The sequence below is a fragment of the Streptomyces bathyalis genome (assembly GCF_015910445.1).
Classification (GTDB): domain Bacteria; phylum Actinomycetota; class Actinomycetes; order Streptomycetales; family Streptomycetaceae; genus Streptomyces; species Streptomyces bathyalis.
The window spans coordinates 1,882,413-1,904,229 of the sequence record NZ_CP048882.1 but is presented as its reverse complement, the minus strand read 5'-3'; the positions used below and the strand labels follow the sequence as shown (position 1 = coordinate 1,904,229).

Here is a 21,817-nt window from a genome sequence, read left to right as displayed (position 1 = left end):
CCCGATGAGCCAGGCGGCGCAGAACCTGAACTGGTTGATCACCAACTTCGTGGACAGCACCCCGGGTGTTTCCCACACAGTGGTGGTCTCCGCGGACGGGCTTCTGCTCGCGATGTCCGAGGGCTTCCCGCGTGACCGCGCCGACCAGTTGGCGGCCGTCGCGTCCGGGCTTACCTCACTCACCGCCGGAGCCTCCCGCATCTTCGAGGGCGGCAGCGTTAACCAGACGGTTGTGGAGATGGAGCGAGGATTTCTCTTCATCATGTCCATTTCCGACGGCTCAGCGCTCGCGGTTCTTGCACATCCCGAGGCCGACATCGGACTGGTCGGCTACGAAATGGCACTTCTCGTCGACCGCGCGGGCACGGTTCTCACGCCCGATCTCCGCGCTGAACTGCAAGGAAGCCTGCTGAACTAGTTCTCAACCGGCAGACAGGCAGTGCGCGTTGCGCCCAGGCGCCATAAGGTGCGTTGAGTGCGGTGCCGCTGAAGGTGGTGCTAAAGCAGGACGGAACAATGTGTGGCCCGCACGTTCTTGAGTCGGAGGAGGAGACATGACAATGCCCCCAGGCGGCCCGTCGTCGTACGGCAGTGGTCATGGTGAGAACGAGCGCCCGCGGCGCTTCAACTTCCCCTCCACGCCCAGCAGGCATGCCGCCGGCGGGCAGCCCGGTGACGAGCAGCAGGGGCCCGCCCAGCCACCGCCTTCGCCACGGCGCCGTCAGACCTCCCGGTACGAGGAAGGGCTGTACGACTCGTCGCGCTACGACCGCGAGTTCGAGCGGCGCCAGTTCGAACAGGCACCGCCGCCGCGCATCCAGCCGGTGCAGCCGCAGCCGCGCAAGGACTACGCAAACCAGGGTGGCCGCAGCGAGCAGCAGCCGCTGGTACGCCCGTACGCCATGACGGGTGGACGGACCCGTCCCCGCTACCAGCTCGCCATCGAGGCGCTGGTGCACACCTCGGCCGAACCCGCCAGGCTCCAGGGGCAGTTGCCCGAGCACCAGCGGATCTGCCGCCTGTGCTACGAGATCAAATCGGTAGCTGAGATCTCCGCACTTCTCACCATTCCGCTCGGCGTCGCCCGTATCCTCGTCGCCGACCTGGCCGAAGCGGGCCTTGTCGCCATCCACCAGCCGGGCGGCGACGACAGCAACTCCGACGGTCAGCCAGACGTGACACTGCTCGAAAGGGTGCTCAGTGGACTTCGGAAGCTCTAGCGGCGGCGCTGCTGCCCGTTCCACCACCTCCGCGAAGATCGTGGTTGCTGGCGGTTTCGGTGTGGGCAAGACGACCTTCGTCGGTGCCGTGTCGGAGATCAATCCGCTGCGCACGGAAGCCGTGATGACTTCGGCGTCGGCCGGTATCGACGACCTGTCTCACACCGCGGACAAGACCACCACGACGGTGGCCATGGACTTCGGCCGTATCACCCTGGACCAGGACCTGATCCTGTACCTCTTCGGTACGCCCGGTCAGGACCGCTTCTGGTTCATGTGGGACGACCTGGTCCGCGGTGCGATCGGCGCGGTCGTCCTCGTCGACACGCGCCGGCTCGCGGACTGCTTCCCGGCAGTGGACTACTTCGAGAACTCAGGCCTCCCCTTCGTGATCGCCCTGAACGGCTTCGACGGGCATCAGCCCTACACGCCGGAGGAGGTCCGCGAGGCCCTTCAGATCGGGCCCGACGCCCCCATCATCACGACGGACGCGCGCCACCGCGCGGACGCGAAGAGCGCGTTGATCACGCTCGTCGAGCACGCGCTGATGGCACGCCTGCGCTAGAGCGCACACCTGGCGCACGGCCCCAGGGCCGGCGCCCCCGCACGATGAAGGAGCCGGACCTCGGTCCGGCTCTTCGTCGTTGCTGAACCGTCGTCCGCGGCCCCGCGCGCAACGCTGCGCGGAAGGCTGCCCGTGCCGGGCGGACACCGCCGCACGCGGGCGCGGAAGCGGCGGGGAGGGTGGGGGAGCGGCCCACCCGGCGGTGTGGAATACGCTGGAGCGTCGTCACCCCGTCCGGCCACGTCTGAAGGGCAGCCCCAACCCGTGCGCATCGCAAGATTCTCCCTCGACGGCAACGTCGCCTTCGGTGTCGTGGAAGGGGACGCGCAGACCGAAGGCGGCCCCGTGCTCGACATCATCAAGGGCCATCCCTTTGCGGAGTTCGAGCGCTCGGGCCAGAAGCTCCCCCTGGACAAGGTCCGGCTGCTGCCGCCCGTACTGCCCAACAAGGTCGTCGCGATCGGCCGCAACTACGCCGAGCACGCCAAGGAGTTGGGCAACGAGGTCCCCGACGCTCCGGTCGTCTTCTTCAAGCCGTCCACCTCCGTGTGCGGCCCGCACGACCCGGTGACGTACCCCTCCTTCTCCTCGGAGGTGCACTACGAGGCCGAACTGGCCGTCGTCATCGGCCGGTTGTGCAAGGACGTGCCCCGCGAGCGCGTCAAGGACGTGATCCTCGGCTACACCTGCGGCAACGACATCACCGCCCGGGACATCCAGCGCAGCGAGTTGCAGTGGGCACGCGCCAAGGGCTTCGACACATCCTGCCCGCTCGGCCCCTGGGTCGAGACCGAGCTGGACGCCTCCGACCTCGGCGTGATGTGCACGGTCAACGGCGAGCAGCGACAGCTCGGGCGCACGAGCGAGATGATCCGCTCCGTCGAGGACCTGGTCGTCCACATCACGGAGGCCATGACGCTCCTTCCGGGTGACGTCATCCTCACCGGAACCCCGGCGGGCGTCGGCCCGCTCACCATCGGCGACGAGGTCGCCGTCACCATCGAAGGCATCGGCACTCTCACCAACAAGGTGGTCAAGCGTGACTGACGCGACCGCGCCCGCATCCCCGTCCACGGACGTCACGAAGGACGTACGCGTACGGTTCTGCCCCTCACCGACGGGCAACCCCCACGTCGGCCTCATCCGGACCGCCCTGTTCAACTGGGCGTTCGCCCGGCACCACGGCGGAACGCTCGTCTTCCGCATCGAGGACACCGACGCGGCCCGTGACACGGAGGAGTCGTACGAGCAGCTGCTGGACGCCATGCGCTGGCTCGGCCTCGACTGGGACGAGGGGCCCACGGCCTTCGACGCCGCCTCCGGCGGAAGCGGCGGCCCGCACGGCCCGTACCGCCAGTCGCAGCGCACCGAGATCTACGCCGACGTCGCGGCCAGGCTCCAGGAGGGCGGCTTCGCCTACCCCTGCTACTGCACCGCCGAGGAACTGGACGCGCGCCGTGAGGCGGCCCGCAAGGCCGGCAGGCCGTCCGGTTACGACGGCAAGTGCCGCGAGCTGACCGCCGAGCAGATCGCCGCGTACGAGGCCGAAGGGCGCACGCACATCGTGCGCTTCCGCATGCCGGACGAGCCGATCACCTTCACCGACCTGGTGCGCGGAGAGCTGACGTTCTCACCCGAGAACGTCACGGACTACGGCATCGTCCGCGCCAACGGAGCCCCGCTCTACACGCTGGTCAACCCGGTCGACGACGCGCTGATGGAGATCACGCACGTTCTGCGCGGCGAGGACCTGCTCTCGTCCACCCCGCGCCAGATCGCCCTCTACCGCGCACTCGCGGAGCTCGGCGTCGGCGCCGGCACGATCCCGGCCTTCGGTCATCTCCCGTACGTCATGGGCGAGGGCAACAAGAAGCTCTCCAAGCGCGACCCGCAGGCATCCCTCAACCTCTACCGCGAGCGCGGCTTCCTGCCGCAGGGCCTGCTCAACTACCTTGCGCTGCTGGGCTGGTCGATCGCCGAGGACCGCGACATCTTCTCGCTGGACGAGATGATCGCCGCCTTCGAGATCTCCGACGTCAACGCCAACCCGGCCCGCTTCGACCTGAAGAAGTGCGAGGCCATCAACGCCACACATCTGCGCGAGATGCCGCCCGGGGACTTCATCTCGGCCTGCGAGCCATGGCTGCACGCCCCCTTCGCGCCGTGGCGCGAGGAGTCCTTCGACCGCGCGGCCTTCGAGGAGCTGGCCCCCCTTGCCCAGACGCGGCTGACGGTCCTCTCCGACATCACCGCCAACGTCGACTTCCTCTTCCTCGACGAGCCCGTGGAGGACGAGGCGTCCTGGGCGAAGGCGATGAAGCCCGGCGCCGAGGACGTGCTGCGCACCGCCCGTACGAAGCTCGCCGACGCCGACTGGAAGGCTGAGGCCCTCAAGGAGGCCGTGCTGGCCGCCGGCGAGGAGCACGGCCTCAAGCTCGGCAAGGCCCAGGCCCCGGTACGCGTCGCGGTCACGGGCCGCACGGTGGGCCTCCCGCTCTTCGAGTCCCTCGAAGTCCTGGGCCGCGAGCGGACGTTGGCGCGCGTGGACGCGGCGCTGGAGAAGGTGGCGGCACAGCAGGACGGCTGAGCTCCCTGCGATGTGAGCTGCGCGGTGACCGCCGACCCTGGCCCTGAAAGCCATTCTCTGACTAGAGTCAGAGAATGGCTGATGTGCAGATCGATCAGGTGCGGCGGTTCAACCGCACCGTCACCGAACGCGTGGGCGTGCTCTACGACCACTACCTGGGCCGCGACAGGCCCATCGGCGAGGCCCGCCTGCTCTGGGAGATCGGCGACCAGGGGCAGGACGTGCGGCGGCTGCGCGAGCGCCTCGGGCTCGACTCCGGCTACATCAGCCGGCTGCTGCGCTCGCTGGAGGCCGCCGGGCTGGTGACGGTGGAGCCGCAGCCGCGGGACAGGCGGGTGCGCACAGTCCGGCTCACGGCCACCGGCCGCGCCGAACGCGCCGTGCTCGACGACCGCAGCGACGAACTGGCCGGCTCCATGCTGGAGCCGCTCAACAGCGCGCAGCGGGTACGGCTGGTGGAGGCCATGGCCGAGGTCGACCGGCTGCTGACCGCCGGGACGGTGACCCTGGACGTCGTCGACCCGGACCACCACGACGCCCGGCACTGCCTGCAGGGCTACTTCACCGAGCTCCAGGAGCGCTTCGACACGGGTTTCGACCCGGCGCGGAGCCTGCTGCCCGACGCCGGTGAACTCCGGCCTCCGAGCGGCCTGTTCCTGGTCGCCCGGCTTCAGGGCGAGCCCGTCGGCTGCGCCGGGTTGAAGCTCCCCGCAGGCACCGCGGCCGAGATCAAGCGCATGTGGGTCGCGCCCCGTGCCCGCGGCCTCGGCCTGGCCCGCCGCTTCCTGGCCGAGTTGGAGGCGCGTGCCGCACAGCACGGCTTCGACGCCCTGCGCCTGGACACCAACACGGCGCTGACCGCCGCGATCGGCCTGTACCGGTCCTTCGGCTTCGAGGAGGTCGCAGCCTTCAACGACGAGCCCTACGCGCACCACTGGTTCGAGAAGCGCATCACCGGCACCGCAGCCGCAGCCGCAGCCGACGGAGATTCCTGACCTCGGAAGGGCCCATGTGGGCGCTCGGGCAAGGGAAGTGGTCTCCTCGGGCCCTCAATCCTCCGACCGGAATGTCCAGTTCGGGACGGCGATATGTGTGACCAGCCCGTCGGCAGGCCCCTCCGGCGGGAGGGAACCCCCAAGTCCCAGGGAGGAGTTGGGGGGAGGTGCCGTGAGCGGGGTCGCTGCGTGGTTGACACCAGTCGCGGCACGACACGGCGGCCACGGCGCCGGGACCGCCTCCGCGCCCGGGGATGTCCTGGCGCCGCACGGACGGTCGGCTCCGCGGCCCGTGGTCCGGCTCTCACAAGATCGCACGGAGGCCTGCCCGGCGGTCCCCACCTGTTGCGTGGTTGACCGCCGCGACGGCCTTCGGGTGGTGCCTTCCGCCGGGCGAGGAGGGAACCCGTACTGCCTGGGAACCCGTTTTGGAGCGCCGTCGTCGATCGGGTACTGTTCTTCCTGTCGCCGAACGGGACGGAGCCGAGAGGCCCGACCGGAAGGCGGTCACTCGGACAAGATCCCCATCAGGCAGAACGCTGCTGGGGGTTGCGTTTTGGTGGGCTATGGTGTAATTGGCAGCACGACTGATTCTGGTTCAGTTAGTCTAGGTTCGAGTCCTGGTAGCCCAGCGCGATCTTGTATCGGCGCACTTCACAGGCGCAATTCACAAGATCGAGGCCCCCGTTGTGTAGCGGCCTAGCACGCCGCCCTCTCAAGGCGGTAGCGCCGGTTCGAATCCGGTCGGGGGTACGGGCCGGTGGCGATCACCGGCTTAGCAGGGCCCCCGTTGTGTAGCGGCCTAGCACGCCGCCCTCTCAAGGCGGTAGCGCCGGTTCGAATCCGGTCGGGGGTACTCGATCGAGAAGCCCTCCGCGCTCGCGGAGGGCTTCTTCCGTGTGAGCGGCCTCTCAACCCTCCGCGTTGAAGCGTCTGTTGGACTCCTCGGCCTCCGCGAGCCGCCGCAGGCTGAGCAGCACCGGTTCGTAGAGCACCGTGCAGGCCACGGCGGCCTCGATCTGCTCCTCCGCGTCGCCGTAGCCGGCCACGAGATCCAGGTCGCTCGTCGCCACCTGAGCGGCTGCCCGCGCGTACGGCAGCAGGTTCTCCGCGCCGCACGGGTAGCCGAGGTGCCGCAGGGCGGCGATCGCTCCCACCAGCATCCGGTACGCGGGGGACGCGGACGCGGCGGACTGCGAGAAGTTCCAGTCGAGGTCCTCGAGCAGGGCCTGGGCGGTGCGTTCCGCGGCCGCTGCCTCCGGGTCGCCGGGCGCGGGCCGGTCACCGTGGGGGAGCGCCCACACGGCAGCCCCGATGCGGCTGTGCTGGTCCAGCGAACTGTCGTCGACGCAGGCCAGAACCTCGCGGGCCGTCGCCACGGGGAGCCGGCCGACCTGGGTGAGGGCGCGGATGAGGCCGAGCCGCCGCAGGTGCGACTCCTCGTACTCCGCCTGCGTCGCCGAGACCCGGCGGCCCGGCGGAAGCAGCCCCTCGCGCAGGTAGTACTTGACCGTCGCGGAGCTGATCCCGCTGCGTTCACTCAGTTCCGCCAGACGCATCGTGTGCCGTCCCGTCCCGTCGAGCCGTCGATTTCCACTTGCGCTTCTTCTTGGAGAGCGGCACTATCCTATAGTGGATAGTGCCGCTATCCAACTACGGGCGGGAGTGTGCGCCATGGCAGGGAAGGTGCCGGAGGGACGGATGACGGCCGCCGCCCGGGGCGACGTCGTCGTGTTCCTGATCGGGATGCGCATCAACAAGCTTCGGGCGCTGCGCAGTTGGCTGCCCGTCTTCGCGGCGATGCCGCGCATGCTGAAGGAGCTCTCGAAGGACGCCTCAAGTGGCCTGCTGGGCTTCCGTGTTCAGCTCGGCGGGCTCCGCGACATCAGCGTGGTGCAGTACTGGGAGTCCGAGGAGAAGCTGTTCGCGTACGCCTCGGCCGCGGACAAGGAGCATCGGCCGGCGTGGGCGGCGTACAACCGCAAGGCACGCAACGGCGGTGCGCGCGTGGGGATCTGGCACGAGACCTACGTGGTGCCGGCGGGCCGCTACGAGTCGGCCTACGTGAACATTCCGCCATACGGTCTGGGAGCGGCGCACGGAACCGAACCGGTCGGCAGGCGCGGCGAGCGCGCAGCGGAGCGGATGTCGTCCGGCAGGGCCGACGTGTGATGCGGGAAGGCGGGGCGTGATCGGCGCGTAGCGCTTACGGCAGAGGGGTGTGCGGCGTCGGGGAGAAGTGCTGCCGCTCAGCCCGTCGTCCTGCGCAGCGACTCGCTCAGCCGCGCGGCGGCGTCGACGATCGCCTGAGCGTGCATGCGGCCGGGGTGCCGGGTCAGCCGCTCGATGGGCCCGGAGACGGACACTGCGGCGACGACGCGGTTCGACGGGCCGCGAACGGGCGCCGAGACGGAGGCCACACCCGGTTCGCGCTCACCCACGGACTGGGCCCAGCCCCTGCGCCGTACGCCCGAGAGGGCCGTCGCCGTGAAGCGTGCTCCCTGAAGGCCGCGGTGAAGACGCTCCGGCTCCTCCCAGGCCATGAGGATCTGTGCGGCCGAACCCGCCTTCATCGGCAGGGTCGACCCGACCGGGACCGTGTCCCGCAATCCGGACAGCCGCTCGGCGGCGGCGACGCAGATGCGCATGTCGCCCTGGCGCCGGTAGAGCTGTGCGCTCTCGCCCGTCACGTCGCGAAGGTGCGTGAGCACGGGCCCGGCGGAGGCCAGAAGGCGGTCCTCGCCCGCCGCGGCGGCGAGTTCGCCGAGGCGCGGGCCGAGAATGAAGCGCCCCTGTATGTCCCGGGCGACCAGGCGGTGGTGCTCCAGGGCCACCGCGAGTCTGTGTGCCGTCGGACGTGCCAGGCCGGTCGCCCCGACCAGCCCGGCGAGGGTGGCCGGACCGGACTCCAGGGCGCTCAGAACCAGAGCCGCCTTGTCGAGAACGCCGACGCCGCTAGAGTTGTCCATGCGTCGATACTCGCGTCTCAGAGTATGAAACGCAAGTTCCTTTTCCGGCGCCACCCGCCACCCTGGAGTGGCGGAGCACACCAAGGCCGGATCCCCGCGGGACCGTCGCGGCCGGGGTGAGCCATTGGATCTCGACATGTGGGCCGGCGACGCGGCCGGCCGGAGGGAAAGCGATGGGACGGACACTGGCGGAGAAGGTCTGGGACGACCATGTCGTGACGCGCGCCGAGGGCGAGCCGGATCTGCTCTTCATCGACCTGCACCTGCTGCACGAGGTGACCAGCCCGCAGGCCTTCGACGGCCTTCGCAAGGACGGCCGTCGTGTGCGTCGCACCGACCTCACCATCGCGACCGAGGACCACAACACCCCCACCATCGACATCGACAAGCCCGTCGCCGACCCGGTCTCCCGCACGCAGCTGGAGACACTGCGCAAGAACTGCGCGGACTTCGGCGTACGGCTGCACCCGCTGGGCGACGTCGAGCAGGGCGTCGTCCACGTCGTGGGGCCCCAGCTCGGCCTGACCCAGCCGGGAACGACGGTGGTCTGCGGCGACTCGCACACCTCCACCCACGGCGCTTTCGGCGCGCTGGCCTTCGGCATCGGCACCAGCCAGGTCGAGCACGTACTGGCAACCCAGACACTGCCGATGGCCCCGTTCCGCACGATGGCGGTCACCGTCAACGGCGAACTCCCCGAGGACGTCACGGCGAAGGACCTCATCCTCGCGATCATCGCCAGGATCGGCACGGGCGGCGGCCAGGGCTACGTGATCGAATACCGCGGCGAGGCCATCGAGAAGCTGTCGATGGAGGCGCGGATGACCATCTGCAACATGTCCATCGAGGCGGGCGCCCGCGCCGGGATGATCGCCCCCGACGAAACCACCTTCGACTACGTCCGGGGCCGCGAGCACGCCCCGCAGGGTGCCGACTGGGACGCCGCGGTCGAGTACTGGAAGACGCTGCGCACGGACGAGGACGCGGTCTTCGACCACGAGGTCGTCATCGAGGGCGGGGAGTTGGCGCCGTTCGTGACCTGGGGAACGAACCCGGGCCAGGGTGCGCCGCTGTCGGAGTCCGTGCCGGACCCGGCCTCCTTCGAGGACGAGGGCGCCAGGGTGGCGGCCGAGAAGGCTCTGGAGTACATGGGGCTGAGCGCCGGACAGCCGCTGCGCGAGGTCGACGTGGACACCGTCTTCGTCGGCTCGTGCACCAACGGCCGTATCGAAGACCTGCGTTCGGCCGCGGCCGTCCTCGAGGGGCGACAGGTCGCCGACGGGACCCGGATGCTGGTCGTGCCCGGTTCGGTGCGCGTCTCGCTCCAGGCGGTCGAAGAGGGCCTGGACAAGATCTTCACGGCGGCCGGGGCCGAATGGCGGCACGCGGGCTGCTCGATGTGCCTGGGGATGAACCCCGACCAGCTCAAGCCGGGTGAGCGCGCCGCGTCCACCTCGAACCGCAACTTCGAGGGCAGGCAGGGCAAGGGCGGCCGCACGCACCTGGTCTCGCCGCAGGTCGCCGCGGCGACGGCGGTGCTGGGGCATCTGGCCTCGCCCGCCGACCTGACCGACGTACGAGTGCCCGCCGGCGTCTGAGGAGGACGCATCACATGGAAGCCTTCACGACACACACCGGGCGGGTCGTACCGCTGCGCCGCAGCAACGTCGACACCGACCAGATCATCCCCGCGCACTGGCTGAAGAAGGTCACCCGCGACGGCTTCGAGGACGGGCTCTTCGAGGCGTGGCGCAGGCAGGACGACTTCGTGCTCAACCAGGAGGCGTACAAGGGCGGCACGGTGCTCGTCGCCGGCGAGGACTTCGGCACCGGATCCTCCCGTGAGCACGCCGTATGGGCGCTTCAGAACTACGGCTTCAAGGTCGTCGTCTCCCCGCGCTTCGCGGACATCTTCCGGGGCAACTCCCTGAAGAACGGCCTGCTCACGGTCGTGCAGCCGCAGGAGGCCGTCGAGGCGCTGTGGCGGCTGGCCGAGTCCGACCCGAGCGCGGAGGTCACCGTCGATCTTGTTGAGCGCAAGATCGTCGCACCCGGCCTCGAGTCCCCCTTCGAGCTGGACGAGAACGCCCGCTGGCGGCTGCTCGAAGGGCTGGACGACATCAGCCTCACCCTGAAGAACGAGGCCGCCATCGCCGACTTCGAATCGAAGCGTCAGGCGTTCAAACCCCTTACGCAGCAGGTGTGACGCACATCTGAGCTCGCACGCACCACACGGCCCACAACCGCATCACCGCTCGCGCCCCACGCCCCCGCGGCGTGGGGCGCGAGTGTGTGTTGAGGAGCCGGTATGCGACAACTCACCGCAGATGGCACAATCGGTGCATGGAACGCGACGGTCAACTCGATCTCTACGACCGGCTCGCCGCCCGCTTGAAGGAGGCGCACACACGAGTGCGCACACTGCAAGTCCCCGAGGGCGTACGGGTGGCGCTGCAGCGAAAGCTGCTCGTCATCACGGCGGCCTCGAAGCACGATCTCGCCGACGCGGAGCGGCGCGTGGACCGGCTCATGACCGATATCGACGAGGGACGCTTCCCCGAGGAACAGGCAGGCAAGCGCGCTGACGGAACTCGATGAAGGGCGAGTTCGTTGCGGCACAAGGGTGATTCGCCCGTTTCATGTTTGATTCGCGGTATATATCTGCCTAGCGTGCGAAAAAGCTTGAACACATTCGTTCCTGCAATAGTTCCGAAGGGGAAGACGTGAACAAGGCGCAGCTCGTCGAAGCAATCCAGGACAAGCTCGGTGGACGGCAGCAGGCCGCGGAAGCGGTCGATGTCGTACTGGACGCGATCGTCCGCTCCGTTGTGGCAGGGGAGCGGGTCTCGGTCACCGGGTTCGGCTCCTTCGAGAAGGTGGACCGGCCCGCCAGGTACGCCCGCAACCCGCAGACCGGTGAGCGTGTGCGCGTGCGGAAGACCTCGGTGCCGCGCTTCCGCGCCGGTGCCGGCTTCAAGGAACTGGTCAGCGGGGCGAAGAAGCTTCCGAAGAACGACGTCGCGGTGAAGAAGGCCCCGAAGGGCAGCCTGATGGGCGGCACTTCCGCCAAGAAGACCACCGCCAAGCGTGCAGGGGCGAAGAAGGCCGCCGCCAAGCGCGGAGCCGCCAAGAAGACCACCGCAGCCAGGACGACCGCGAAGCGGATGCCGGCGAAGAAGACGGCGGCGAAGAAGGCCACCGCGAAGAAGTCGGCGGCGAAGAAGACGACCGCCAAGAAGTCGGCGGCGAAGAAGACGACCGCCAAGAAGTCGGCGGCGAAGAAGGCCACCGCCAAGAAGGCACCTGCGAGGAAGGCACCGGGCCGTCGCACCGCCGCCCGCAAGACGACCGCGAAGAGGGCCACCGCGCGCAAGCGCTGAGGCCGCACGCACATCACGTCCCGCAGCGCCGGGCCGGACTCCCACCGGGAGTCCGGCCCGGCGGGCGTTTCAGCGGGTCTTTTCGCCATGGGGCCGAGTTCAGCGTGGCCTCCGTCCCTCCGGCCGCACCGGTGGTGCGTTCACGGCCTTGAGAAGGGCGCTCCCGGCCTCCGGGAAGCCTCCGCACCTCCGGAGGCGGGCGGAACCCCGCGGGCTCTCAAAGGGTCTGTAGCGTCACGAAGGTGACCCTTCGCTCGTCCCCGCTCCCCTCGACCTCGATGCGCAGGCGCTGCCCCGGCCGCAGCAGCCGCAGGCCCCCGGCGTCGAAGGCGGCGGCGTCGAAGGGGAGCGGCGTTCCGTCGTCGAGCAGCACGCTGCCCGTGCGCGTCTCGGGGTCGTAGGTGTACGAAGTGGCCTGCATGCAGCGAAGCCTAGAGGGTCACTGACCGCTGTTGACGGGCGCGACCCCGGCTCCTTGGCACGGGACCTGCTCGCGGCAGGCCCTGGCCGTGAAGGGGCCCAGCCCCAACGCGCGGGCGGCCACCAGATCCGCGGCCGTGTCCACGTCCCGCCGGACGCTGTCCACTCCGGCGAGCACGATCTCCCGCGCCCCCGAAGCCCGGTGCCCCGCACGGGAGCGGGGGCCGAAGACCGGGCCGAGCGCATGACCCGGCAGCGCCGAGAGCAGCGTGGTGCCCGTACCGTCCGCATCGGCGAGGAACGCGCGAGGCGAGCCCGCGGCGAAGTCCAGGACACGGGCAAGCTCTTCGGGCCGCAGCGCGGGCAGATCGGCGTTCAGGGCCGCCAGAGGGGCATCCGGGCGGCGCGCACGTACCTCTGCGGCACCGTGTGCCAGCGCGGGGTTGAGGCCGGCGGACGGAACGTCCGGCACGATGCGTGCGCCGAGCGCGCCCAGCTCCCTTGCCGCACACCGGTCGTCCGTGACGACTGCCACATCGCGCACCGCCCCGCACGTCAGTGCCGCGCTCACCGTGTCCTGCGCGAAGGCAAGGGCCAGGTGGGCACGCGCCGGGTCGCCCGCCGTCGCGGCGAGCCTGCTCTTGGCCCGTATCAGCGGCTTCAACGGCACCACGAGGGTCCACGCGACGGGCGTCACATGTGGCTGCACCCCCTCATTCTCCCCTGCCGCCCGAAGAGGCCGGGAGGCGCCCGGCTACGGTTGCAGGGCAGAGCAGGCGGGCCGTGTGCTCGACACGGTGGGGGTAACGGGGTGAGACTTGCCCCTCGCGCGCCGGGGTGAACGCACGCCGGACGTGCCGGTCAGGCCCACGCCCGCCGTGCCGAGGGTCCCGCGCCCGTTCTCTGCGGCAGGCCCGCGCCCTGCCGCCCGCCGGGACCACGTGGCTGTTCGAACAGGCAAGAGGAGATGGTGTCCGGGTGTCCCGCCGCAGAATCGGCTTCTGGTACCGCCTTGCCGCGGTTTTGCTGAAACCGCCGCTCTTGGTGTTCTTCAAGCGAGACTGGCGCGGAATGGAACACATTCCGGAAAAGGACGGTTTTATCACCGTCGTCAATCACAACTCCGCCGTGGACCCGCTTTCCTATGCCCACTTCCAGTACAACACCGGCAGGGTCCCGAGGTTTCTCGCGAAGGTCAGCCTGTTCAAGAGCGGTTTCGTGGGAACGGCGATGCGCGGCACGGGTCAGATCCCTGTCTTCCGTGAGTCCAAGGACGCCATAGGAGCCTTCCGCGCCGCCGTGGAGGCCATCAACAAGGGGGAATGCGTCGCGTTCTACCCGGAGGGCACCCTCACGCGGGAGCCGGGCATGTGGCCGATGAAGGGCAAGACCGGTGCCGCGCGAGTGGCTCTGGAAACACGGGCACCTGTCATTCCTGTTGCGCAGTGGGGGGCGAATCTCGCGGTGCCGCCCTATCCCAAGCGCGGCGAGATCAAGCTCTTTCCGCGCAAGACGCTGATCGTGAAGGCCGGACCGCCCATCGATCTCTCGGAGTTCTACGGCAAGGAACCGACCGCCGCTGTGCTGCGCGAGGTCACGGACCGCATCATGGATGAGATCACCGCACTGCTTTCGGAGATCCGCGGAGAGCCCGCGCCCACCGAGCGTTACGACCACCGCGCAACCGAACAACGGCCGCAGGACGGGGTTCCGCCGCAGCAGCAGGCGGAACCGGCACAGCAGGCAGGACGAGCACAGCACGACACGGCGCCTCCGGGTGGCGCCGGGGGAGAGAACGCGTGACGAAAGCCGCCGTATTCGGCACCGGTTCCTGGGGCACCGCCTTCGCGATGGTGCTCGCCGACGCGGGCTGCGAGGTGACCCTCTGGGGCAGGAGAGCGGAGCTGGCCGAGGCGGTCAACACCCGTCGCGTGAACCCCGACTACCTCCCCGACGTCGAACTTCCCGCATCGGTGCGGGCCACCACGGATCCGGCCGAGGCGGCGGACGGCGCCGAGTTCACGGTGCTCGCCGTGCCGTCGCAGACGCTGCGCGGCAACCTCGCCGGCTGGGCGCCGCTGCTGCACACGGACACGGTGCTCGTCTCCCTCATGAAGGGCGTCGAACTGCGCACCGCGAAACGGATGAGCGAGGTCATCGAGGAGGTCGCCGAGGTCGACCGCTCACGTGTGGCCGTACTGACCGGACCCAACCTGGCCAAGGAGATCGCCGCACGCCGTCCGGCCGCCTCCGTCGTGGCCTGCATGGACGGTTCCGTGGCGCAGCGACTGCAGGCCGCCTGTCACACTCCGTACTTCCGCCCGTACACCAACACCGACGTCGTCGGCTGTGAACTCGGCGGAGCGGTCAAGAACGTGATCGCGCTGGCGGTCGGCATCGCCGACGGCATGGAACTCGGCGACAACGCCAAGGCCTCCCTGATCACCCGTGGTCTCGCCGAAACCACGCGTCTCGGACTGGCGATGGGCGCGGACGCGCACACCTTCGCGGGCCTCGCCGGCATGGGTGACCTGGTGGCGACGTGCTCCTCGCCGCTCTCCCGCAACCACACGTTCGGCACCAACCTCGGCCGCGGCATGACGCTCGAGGAGACGATCGCGATCACACGACAGACTGCGGAAGGTGTCAAATCGTGCGAGTCCGTACGTGAACTGGCCCGTATGCACGGCGTGGAGATGCCCCTGACCGAGACCGTCGTCGGCATCGTCCACGACGGCAAGCCGCCCCTGGTGGCCCTCAAGGAACTGATGTCGCGCAGCGCGAAGGCGGAACGCGTCTGACGGGCAACGGCCGTCCGACGTGCGCCCGCACCGCCCTTCACCGGCGTCGCCGTAATCGCAGTGGGCGCCCGGCAGTTGGGCCGTCGGCGCTCCTCGTCCGCGGGTGCGCACGCAGCGTCCTCCGGGGCGGGCGGAGCCGGTGACGACGCGGGCCGCGCGGACCCTGACGCGTGTGGGCCCAGACGGTACAGTCGACGCGATATGAGCAGCCAGAGCCCCTCCCGCAAGCCCCGCGTCGCAGTCGTCTTCGGCGGCCGAAGCTCCGAGCACGCCATCTCCGTCGTCACGGCGGGTGCCGTGCTCGGTGCGATCGACCGCGACAAGTACGAGGTGCTGCCCATCGGCATCACCGCGGACGGCCACTGGGCGCTGACCGCCGACGAACCCGAGCGGATGGCGATCGAGAACCGCAAGCTGCCCAGCGTGGCGGAGCTGGCCGACGCACAGCCCGGCGGCGTCCTGCTGCCCGTCGAACCGGGCAACCGCGAGGTGACGTATCAGGAGCCCGGTTCCGTGCCGAAGGCGCTGGGCGAGGTCGACGTCGTCTTCCCGGTGCTGCACGGCCCCTACGGCGAGGACGGCACCCTGCAGGGGCTGCTGGAGCTCTCCGGGGTGCCCTATGTCGGTGCGGGCGTGCTCGCGTCGGCGGTCGGCATGGACAAGGAGTACATGAAGCGCGTCTTCGCTTCGTTCGGGCTCCCTGTCGGCCCGTACGTGACGATCCGTCCCCGCGAGTGGCGGACGGATCCGGGCGCGGCCCGCAAGCGCATCGTGGACCTGGCCGGCGAACATGGCTGGCCGCTGTTCGTGAAGCCCGCCCGAGGGGGCTCGTCGATGGGCATCACGAAGGTCGACGACCTCGGGGGCCTGGACGAGGCCGTGGCCGAGGCGCAGCGTCACGACCCGAAGGTGATCGTCGAATCGCTGCTGAACGGACGCGAGATCGAGTGCGGGGTGCTGGAGTTCGAGGACGGGCCGAGGGCCAGCGTCCCGGCCGAGATCCCGCCCGTGAGCGCGCACGACTTCTACGACTTCGAGGCCAAGTACATCGACTCCGCCTCGGGCATCGTGCCCGCGCCTCTCACGCCCGAGCAGACCGCGCGCGTTCAGGAGCTGGCGGTGCTGGCCTTCGAGGCGACCTCGTGCGAGGGACTCGTGCGAGCGGACTTCTTCCTCACGGACAGCGGCGAGTTCGTCATCAACGAGATCAACACGATGCCGGGCTTCACCCCGATCTCCATGTATCCGCGGATGTGGCAGAAGAGCGGCGTGAGCTACGCGGAGCTCGTGGACCGGCTCATCCAGGCGGCCCTGCGGCGCGAGACGGGCCTGCGGTAGCGGGCAGGAGAGCGCACTCGGCGTGCGGGGCCGGCACGGGCGGTCAGGAGCGTTTCGGCACCGATGCGCGTATCGCCTTCGCGAGATCGGGCAGTGCGTTGATCTCCGGCGCGTAGTCGTCCGGAACGCTCAACTCGACGTTCGCGGCACGGTCGGTGGTGGTGAAGCGGTAGCCGCCGTCGCGCCGTTCGAGCAGCCAGGAGACCCCGTTGACTTCCGCCGCCTCCGCAGTGGGGTTGTAATGTTCACTACCGGGCGAGAGCTTCTCGGGGCGCGGCACACCACAGCGCATCTCGATGGCCGGATCGCCCCACGCCGCGGTGTACTTCGAGGCGGGATCGAGCGTGATCCGCTGCTGCCCGTCCACACGCTTCGGCAGCCGGTCGTGCAGCGACCGGCATGTCCCGGCGGCCTTGCCGGAAGGGCTGGGCGGCGCCGGTCCACTGTCGTCCCCGCCCGTGCAGCCGGTGGCTGCCGCGAGGGCGACGGCTACGGTGACGGCGCAGAGGGCCCGGCGCAGGGAAGTGCTCACCGGGCGAGCATACGGGGGAGCTAGAGATGAACGATCGGACAGGTCAGGGTGCGGGTGATGCCGTCCACTTGCTGGATCTTGGCCACGACCATGCGTCCGAGATCGTCGACGGAATCGGACTGCGCGCGCACGATGACGTCGTACGGGCCGGTCACGTCCTCCGCCTGAAGAATCCCGGGAAGTTTGGCGATGACGTCGGCGACGGTCGATGCCTTGCCGACCTCGGTCTGGATCAGGATGTAGGCCTGTACCACGGAACCTCCAGGGCGGCTACGAGGATCATGGGGGGAGAGGGATCGCAACGGTACCGCGTAGCCGCTACCGCGCGGGAGACCCCCAGCACAGCCGGTGACGGTGGGTTGACGCGGCTGACGTCGCGATCCGGCCGAGGGCCCGCCGTTCGGATCGACGGGGGCCCGCGGAGATCCGAGCGGCAGGACCCAACGGGGGCCGGGCAGAGGGAGAAAGGCGAAAGGGCGCAGCGATGCATCTGAGCGGGGAGTACCGCGGGGGCCGGCCGCGTACGCCCGGCACTGTCGGGGAGCTCGGAGAGTTCGGCCTGATCCGGGAGTTGACGTCCCGGCTGACCACCACGCCCGCCGTGCAGATCGGTCCGGGCGACGACGCCGCCGTGGTCTCCGCGCCCGACCGCAGAGTCGTCGCGACGACCGACATCCTCTTGGAGGGGCAGCACTTCCGGCGGGACTGGTCCACGGCGTACGACGTGGGGCGCAAGGCCGCCGCGGAGAACCTCGCGGACATCGCGGCGATGGGTGCCGTGCCGACGGCGCTGCTGCTCGGCCTCGTCGTCCCCGCCGAACTCCCCGCGAACTGGCCGACGGAGCTCATGGACGGCATCCGCGACGAGGCGCAGGTCGCCTCCGCGGCCGTCGTCGGCGGGGACGTCGTGCGCGGCGGGACGATCACCGTCTCCATCACGGCTCTCGGCGACCTGCGCAACAGGGAACCGGTCACCAGGTCCGGGGCCCGTCCCGGCGACACCGTGGCCGTCACCGGCTGGCTCGGCTGGTCGGCGGCGGGCCATGCCGTGCTCTCGCGCGGGTTCCGCTCGCCGCGCGCCTTCGTCGAGGCGCACCGGCGGCCCGAACCGCCGTACCACGCGGGCCCGGCGGCGGCCGAGCTCGGGGCCACGGCGATGACGGACGTCAGCGACGGCCTGGTGGCCGACCTCGGGCACATCGCCGAGGCCAGCAAGGTCCGCATCGACCTGCGCTCCGCCGACCTCGACGTGCCCGCGCAGATGTCGGACATCGGGCAGGCGGTGGGCGTCGATCCGCTGCACTGGGTGCTCACCGGCGGCGAGGATCACGCGCTGGTGGCGACGTTCCCCTCCACCGCGAAGCTACCGGCGCGCTGGCGCAAGATCGGTCGGGTGCTCGCGCCCGGCACGCAGCCGCGGGTGACCGTGGACGGCGCACCGTGGGACCGGGCGGGCGGCTGGGACCACTTCGCCGCGGGCAGTGACGGCGACGGGAGCTGAAGCGCGCGCCCGGCGGGCCTGAAGCGCGCGCCCGGCGGGCCCGGAGGTCCGTACGTCGCCCGTGGTGACGGGACCTCGTGCACATCGGGGGGCCCGGTTACGTTTGTGCGCATGGAGACGACACCCGCGCACTCCGCGCCGCCCCGAGTGCTGACCATCGCCGGTTCCGACTCGGGAGGCGGCGCGGGCATCCAGGCCGACCTCAAGACGATGCTGGCGCTCGGCACTCACGGGATGAGCGTCGTCGCCGCCGTGACGGCGCAGAACTCCGTCGGTGTGCAGGGCTACTGGGAACTGCCGGCCGAGGCGGTACGGGCGCAGTTCCGCAGCGTCGTGGACGACATCGGCATCCAGGCGGCGAAGACCGGGATGCTCGCGTCGGCGGAACTGGTGGAGACCGTGGCCGGACTGCTGGCCGGTGTGGGGGAGCCGGTGGTCGTCGACCCCGTCGGCGTCTCCAAGCACGGCGATTCGCTGCTCGCACAGGAGGCGCTGGATTCCGTACGTACCAAGCTGCTGCCGACCGCGACCGTCGCCACCCCCAACCTCGACGAGGTCACACAGCTGACGGGCGTGCGCGTCAACGACGAAGCGGGGCTGCGGGAAGCCGCCGCGGCCGTGCTCTCGTACGGGCCGCGCTGGGCGCTGATCAAGGGCGGGCACCTGGCCCGTGACGGTGCTGACATCGGCCACGGCGACGAAGCCGTCGACCTGCTCACCGACGGCCACGAGGAGCACTGGCTGCGGGGGCCGCGTCACGACAACCGCCACACTCACGGCACCGGCTGCACCCTTGCCAGCGCCCTCGCGGCGGGCCTGGCACGCGGTCTGTCCGTGCCGGAGGCGGCGAGGGAGGCCAAGGAGTACGTCACGGGCGCGATCGCGGCAGGGTTCGCGCTCGGGGCGGGTCTGGGGCCCGTGGACCACGGCTGGCGGCTGCGCGGGAGCTGACGGGACCGGGCCCGGCGCACGGTGGAGCCCGCCGTCAAAGCGAGAAGCCGGCCCGTCATCACGACGGACCGGCTTCGGAAAGCAACCGGCTAGGTGGCCGCACTGCTGGAAGCACCACCCGGGCCCTGCCCTGCGCCGGACGGCGAGGGAGGATACCTACAGGCCCAGGGGGAGCGTCAGCGCGAGACCTTGCCGGCCTTGATGCACGAGGTGCAGGCGTTGAGGCGCTTCGGCGTCCCGTTGACCACTGCACGCACGCGCTGGATGTTCGGGTTCCAGCGGCGCGGGGTGCGGCGGTGCGAGTGGGAGATGCTGTTGCCGAAGCCCGGCCCCTTGCCGCAGACGTCGCAGTTGGCAGCCACGGGTCACTCCAAAGACTTCAGATGCATGTACGGAAAATCCCGGCGACGCAGGCACAGTGATCGACCGGCACTGCCAGGGAGGTCATGACGCCCGATACTCATCAGGCAACCGGAGCAGCATACAACGCCTGCTCATGAACGGCGAAACCAGCCCGTGAGGCCTGCCCAACGGTCCGATCGTCCCGCATGAGCGCGCTGTCCGCCGAGTATCTCCAGGCCCCTTCGCCTGCAGGCCTGTTCCGTTCCGCACACCACCGGTGCTCTCATCTAGCCTTCGGAAACCGCATGGCCCTCGTCGCGGATCGTCGCGCGCAGCAGCTCGCCGCGGACCGGGGGCATACGGGAAGCAGACGGAACACAACTGACGGAGACCGTGCCGTCTCCGGACTCCAGAGGAGGTCCTCACGTGCCGCAGCCGTTCGACTCCACGGTGGTACGGGCATGGATCGCGTTCGCGCTGGAGGCGGTCGGTGAGGCATGCGAGGAGATCGACGCGATCAACGTCTTCCCCGTGGCGGACGGCGACACCGGCACCAACCTGCGCCGGACCCTGGAAGCCGCTGCGCGGGCCCTGGAGGCCGAGTGGGATGCGAGCGATCCGGCGGCCCCCGCGCTGCGCGCCCTGTCCCGTGGCGCGCTTCTCGGTGCCTGCGGCAATTCCGGCACGATCCTGGCCCAGCTGCTGCGCGGCATGGCGGAGACATACGGGGCAACCGACGGGGCCGAAGGCTCGAAGGCCGCCGACGCGGGTGAAGTCCCGGGCGCCGGGCGGCTGTTGGCCGAGGCGCTGACGCGCGCCGCGGACTCCGCCTACGCGGCCGTCGCCCACCCCGTCGAGGGCACGATGCTCAGCGTCGCGAGGGCGGCGGCCGAGGCGGCCCGTACGGCCGGCGAACAGGACGCCGATGCCGAGGCCGTGGCCCGCGCCGCGCACGAGCGCTCGCACGAGGCGCTGTCGGAGACCACCGGGCAGCTCGACGTGCTGCGCCGCGCGGGAGTCGTCGACGCCGGCGGCAGCGGCCTGGTCGCCGTGCTCGGAGCGCTGGCCGACGCCCTCGCGGACCCGGAGCAGGGCGAGGTCTCGCGCAGGCGCCGCGCCTACACCGGGCCCAACACCACGGTGGGAAGCGGCACTTCGTCCGGCGCGCCCGTGCCGCCCGACGGAGGCGGCGGAGCGTACGAGGTGATGTACCTCCTGGACGCCGACGACGCCGCGGTGACCGGCCTGCGCGAACGTCTCGACGGTCTCGGCGACTCGCTCGTCGTCGGCGGCGGGGACGGGCTCTGGAGCGTGCACGTGCACGTCGACGACGCGGGTGCGGCGGTCGAGGCCGGTGTCGGCGCGGGACGTCCGCACCGCATCCGCATCACCCACCTCACCGCGGGGGAGGCAGGCGAGCCCTGCGCCCCGGAGCACGCCGACGCAGGCGGCACCGCCCGGCACGGGCGCGCCGTCGTCGCCGTCGTGCACGGGGACGGGCTGGCGGGGCTCTGCGAGGACGCCGGCGCGACGGTCGTACGGGCGAAGGAAGCGCTCGGAAGCCCGGACGGGGAGCCCCTGGCAGCGGCCGTGCGCGCGACCGGGGCGGCGGAGGTCGTGCTGCTGCCCAACGACATCGATCTGCACGCCGCCGCGTCGCGTGCGGCGGACGGTACGCGGGCCGAGGAGCCGGAGCTGCGCGTGTCGGTCGTGCCGACCCGGGCCGCTGTGCAGGGCATCTCCGCGCTGGCCGTGCACGATCCGGAGCGTCGCTTCGACGACGACGTCGTCGCCATGACGACCGCGGCCGGGGCGACCCGCTACGGCGAAGTGACCGTCGCCGACCGCCCGTTCTGGACGATGGCCGGCGTCTGCGAGGCCGGTGACGTGCTCGGTCTCGTGGAGGACGACGTGGTCGTGATCGGCAGCGACGTCGCCGAGGCGGCCGCGGACGTGCTGGAGCGGATGCTCGCGGCGGGCGGGGAGTTGGTCACGCTGATCGTCGGAGAGCATGCTCCGCAGGGACTGACGGACCGGCTGGAGGAGCAGGTGCGCGGCGGTCACCTCGCCGTCGACACGGTGGTCTACGAGGGGCGGCAGCACTCCTCGCTGCTGCTGATCGGCGTCGAATGAGAGCCCGTGGCGACGCCGCGGGCCACGAGCCGTGACGAGGCGGGCCCGCGGGACCCGCCGGCGCGGCACGCCGAGCGCACCCC

At 70.5% G+C, this 21,817-nt stretch carries 24 protein-coding genes and 3 tRNA genes; 20 read left to right on the top strand and 7 right to left on the bottom strand.

Annotation, left to right across the window (positions count from 1 at the left end; translation table 11 throughout):
- Positions 1-4: 4 nt before the first annotated feature.
- The 9 genes from G4Z16_RS08200 (at position 5) to G4Z16_RS08160 (ending at position 6,223) form a co-directional block, all read left to right on the top strand.
- Positions 5-418, top strand: a complete 414-nt coding sequence (locus G4Z16_RS08200) for a roadblock/LC7 domain-containing protein (protein ID WP_037975732.1) — start codon at positions 5-7, stop codon at positions 416-418.
- Positions 419-554: 136 nt separating this feature from the next.
- Positions 555-1,220 (top strand): DUF742 domain-containing protein, encoded by a 666-nt coding sequence (locus G4Z16_RS08195; protein ID WP_197350142.1) that lies wholly within the window; start codon positions 555-557, stop codon positions 1,218-1,220.
- Positions 1,201-1,785 (top strand): GTP-binding protein, encoded by a 585-nt coding sequence (locus G4Z16_RS08190; protein ID WP_028435360.1) that lies wholly within the window; start codon positions 1,201-1,203, stop codon positions 1,783-1,785. Before G4Z16_RS08195 ends, G4Z16_RS08190 begins: the two co-directional genes overlap by 20 nt.
- A 264-nt stretch (positions 1,786-2,049) precedes the next feature.
- Positions 2,050-2,832: a fumarylacetoacetate hydrolase family protein gene (locus G4Z16_RS08185; RefSeq protein ID WP_197350141.1), complete on the top strand. Its 783-nt coding sequence runs from the start codon at positions 2,050-2,052 to the stop codon at positions 2,830-2,832.
- Complete coding sequence (gltX, locus tag G4Z16_RS08180; protein WP_197350140.1) at positions 2,825-4,372, top strand: glutamate--tRNA ligase; 1,548 nt, start codon at positions 2,825-2,827, stop codon at positions 4,370-4,372. The genes G4Z16_RS08185 and gltX overlap by 8 nt, the downstream gene beginning before the upstream one ends.
- A 74-nt stretch (positions 4,373-4,446) precedes the next feature.
- Positions 4,447-5,367, top strand: coding sequence for a bifunctional helix-turn-helix transcriptional regulator/GNAT family N-acetyltransferase (locus tag G4Z16_RS08175; RefSeq protein WP_197350139.1), 921 nt, complete (start codon positions 4,447-4,449; stop codon positions 5,365-5,367).
- 560 nt (positions 5,368-5,927) lie between these two features.
- Positions 5,928-5,999 (top strand) — tRNA-Gln (locus tag G4Z16_RS08170).
- Between the two features lie 48 nt (positions 6,000-6,047).
- Positions 6,048-6,120, top strand: a tRNA-Glu gene (locus G4Z16_RS08165).
- Positions 6,121-6,150: 30 nt separating this feature from the next.
- Positions 6,151-6,223 (top strand) — tRNA-Glu (locus tag G4Z16_RS08160).
- 55 nt (positions 6,224-6,278) lie between these two features.
- On the opposite strand, the gene G4Z16_RS08155 is transcribed toward G4Z16_RS08160, so the two are convergent.
- Positions 6,279-6,926 carry a MerR family transcriptional regulator gene (locus G4Z16_RS08155; protein WP_197350138.1) on the bottom strand — a complete coding sequence of 216 codons (648 nt, stop codon included), beginning with the start codon at positions 6,924-6,926 and terminating at the stop codon, positions 6,279-6,281.
- Between the two features lie 115 nt (positions 6,927-7,041).
- Between G4Z16_RS08155 and G4Z16_RS08150 the strand changes: the two genes are divergently transcribed.
- Positions 7,042-7,539 carry a DUF4188 domain-containing protein gene (locus G4Z16_RS08150; protein ID WP_197350137.1) on the top strand — a complete coding sequence of 166 codons (498 nt, stop codon included), beginning with the start codon at positions 7,042-7,044 and terminating at the stop codon, positions 7,537-7,539.
- A 77-nt stretch (positions 7,540-7,616) separates the two neighbouring features.
- Here G4Z16_RS08150 and ndgR read toward each other — a convergent pair whose 3' ends face one another.
- The gene (gene ndgR, locus G4Z16_RS08145; protein WP_028435366.1) at positions 7,617-8,336 is read right to left on the bottom strand and encodes an IclR family transcriptional regulator NdgR; all 720 of its coding nucleotides are present in this window, start codon (positions 8,334-8,336) and stop codon (positions 7,617-7,619) included.
- Between the two features lie 173 nt (positions 8,337-8,509).
- On the opposite strand from ndgR, the gene leuC reads away from it, so the two are divergent.
- From leuC to G4Z16_RS08125, 4 genes are all read left to right on the top strand, one after another.
- Positions 8,510-9,934, top strand: coding sequence for a 3-isopropylmalate dehydratase large subunit (gene leuC / locus G4Z16_RS08140; RefSeq protein WP_197350136.1), 1,425 nt, complete (start codon positions 8,510-8,512; stop codon positions 9,932-9,934).
- A gap of 14 nt (positions 9,935-9,948) precedes the next feature.
- On the top strand, positions 9,949-10,542 hold the full coding sequence (leuD, locus tag G4Z16_RS08135) for a 3-isopropylmalate dehydratase small subunit (RefSeq protein ID WP_197350135.1): 594 nt from the start codon (positions 9,949-9,951) through the stop codon (positions 10,540-10,542).
- 137 nt (positions 10,543-10,679) lie between these two features.
- On the top strand, positions 10,680-10,934 hold the full coding sequence (locus tag G4Z16_RS08130; RefSeq protein WP_028435369.1) for an SCO5555 family protein: 255 nt from the start codon (positions 10,680-10,682) through the stop codon (positions 10,932-10,934).
- 125 nt (positions 10,935-11,059) lie between these two features.
- Positions 11,060-11,716: an HU family DNA-binding protein gene (locus G4Z16_RS08125; RefSeq protein ID WP_197350133.1), complete on the top strand. Its 657-nt coding sequence runs from the start codon at positions 11,060-11,062 to the stop codon at positions 11,714-11,716.
- Between the two features lie 217 nt (positions 11,717-11,933).
- On the opposite strand, the gene G4Z16_RS08120 is transcribed toward G4Z16_RS08125, so the two are convergent.
- Positions 11,934-12,137: a hypothetical protein gene (locus G4Z16_RS08120; protein WP_028435371.1), complete on the bottom strand. Its 204-nt coding sequence runs from the start codon at positions 12,135-12,137 to the stop codon at positions 11,934-11,936.
- Positions 12,138-12,155: 18 nt separating this feature from the next.
- On the bottom strand, positions 12,156-12,845 hold the full coding sequence (gene cofC, locus G4Z16_RS08115; RefSeq protein ID WP_246530734.1) for a 2-phospho-L-lactate guanylyltransferase: 690 nt from the start codon (positions 12,843-12,845) through the stop codon (positions 12,156-12,158).
- A 269-nt stretch (positions 12,846-13,114) separates the two neighbouring features.
- Here cofC and G4Z16_RS08110 point away from each other — a divergent pair, with 269 nt between their 5' ends.
- The 3 genes from G4Z16_RS08110 (at position 13,115) to G4Z16_RS08100 (ending at position 16,275) form a co-directional block, all read left to right on the top strand.
- Positions 13,115-13,939 carry a lysophospholipid acyltransferase family protein gene (locus tag G4Z16_RS08110; protein ID WP_197350131.1) on the top strand — a complete coding sequence of 275 codons (825 nt, stop codon included), beginning with the start codon at positions 13,115-13,117 and terminating at the stop codon, positions 13,937-13,939.
- Complete coding sequence (locus G4Z16_RS08105) at positions 13,936-14,937, top strand: NAD(P)H-dependent glycerol-3-phosphate dehydrogenase (RefSeq protein ID WP_197350129.1); 1,002 nt, start codon at positions 13,936-13,938, stop codon at positions 14,935-14,937. The genes G4Z16_RS08110 and G4Z16_RS08105 overlap by 4 nt, the downstream gene beginning before the upstream one ends.
- Positions 14,938-15,138: 201 nt before the next feature.
- Positions 15,139-16,275 carry a D-alanine--D-alanine ligase family protein gene (locus G4Z16_RS08100; RefSeq protein WP_197350128.1) on the top strand — a complete coding sequence of 379 codons (1,137 nt, stop codon included), beginning with the start codon at positions 15,139-15,141 and terminating at the stop codon, positions 16,273-16,275.
- Between the two features lie 43 nt (positions 16,276-16,318).
- Here G4Z16_RS08100 and G4Z16_RS08095 read toward each other — a convergent pair whose 3' ends face one another.
- Positions 16,319-16,807: a DUF3515 domain-containing protein gene (locus G4Z16_RS08095; protein WP_197350126.1), complete on the bottom strand. Its 489-nt coding sequence runs from the start codon at positions 16,805-16,807 to the stop codon at positions 16,319-16,321.
- Between the two features lie 20 nt (positions 16,808-16,827).
- Positions 16,828-17,061, bottom strand: a complete 234-nt coding sequence (locus tag G4Z16_RS08090) for an Lrp/AsnC family transcriptional regulator (RefSeq protein ID WP_197350124.1) — start codon at positions 17,059-17,061, stop codon at positions 16,828-16,830.
- 230 nt (positions 17,062-17,291) lie between these two features.
- On the opposite strand from G4Z16_RS08090, the gene G4Z16_RS08085 reads away from it, so the two are divergent.
- A complete protein-coding gene (locus G4Z16_RS08085; protein ID WP_197350122.1) occupies positions 17,292-18,308 on the top strand; it encodes a thiamine-phosphate kinase in 1,017 nt (338 codons plus the stop codon).
- A gap of 111 nt (positions 18,309-18,419) precedes the next feature.
- Positions 18,420-19,259 (top strand): bifunctional hydroxymethylpyrimidine kinase/phosphomethylpyrimidine kinase, encoded by an 840-nt coding sequence (gene thiD, locus G4Z16_RS08080; RefSeq protein ID WP_197350120.1) that lies wholly within the window; start codon positions 18,420-18,422, stop codon positions 19,257-19,259.
- Between the two features lie 176 nt (positions 19,260-19,435).
- Here the strand turns inward: thiD and rpmB are convergent, their stop codons facing one another.
- Positions 19,436-19,621, bottom strand: a complete 186-nt coding sequence (gene rpmB, locus G4Z16_RS08075) for a 50S ribosomal protein L28 (protein ID WP_028435377.1) — start codon at positions 19,619-19,621, stop codon at positions 19,436-19,438.
- Positions 19,622-20,027: 406 nt separating this feature from the next.
- Between rpmB and G4Z16_RS08070 the strand changes: the two genes are divergently transcribed.
- Complete coding sequence (locus G4Z16_RS08070) at positions 20,028-21,734, top strand: DAK2 domain-containing protein (RefSeq protein ID WP_197350118.1); 1,707 nt, start codon at positions 20,028-20,030, stop codon at positions 21,732-21,734.
- Positions 21,735-21,817: the final 83 nt, after the last annotated feature.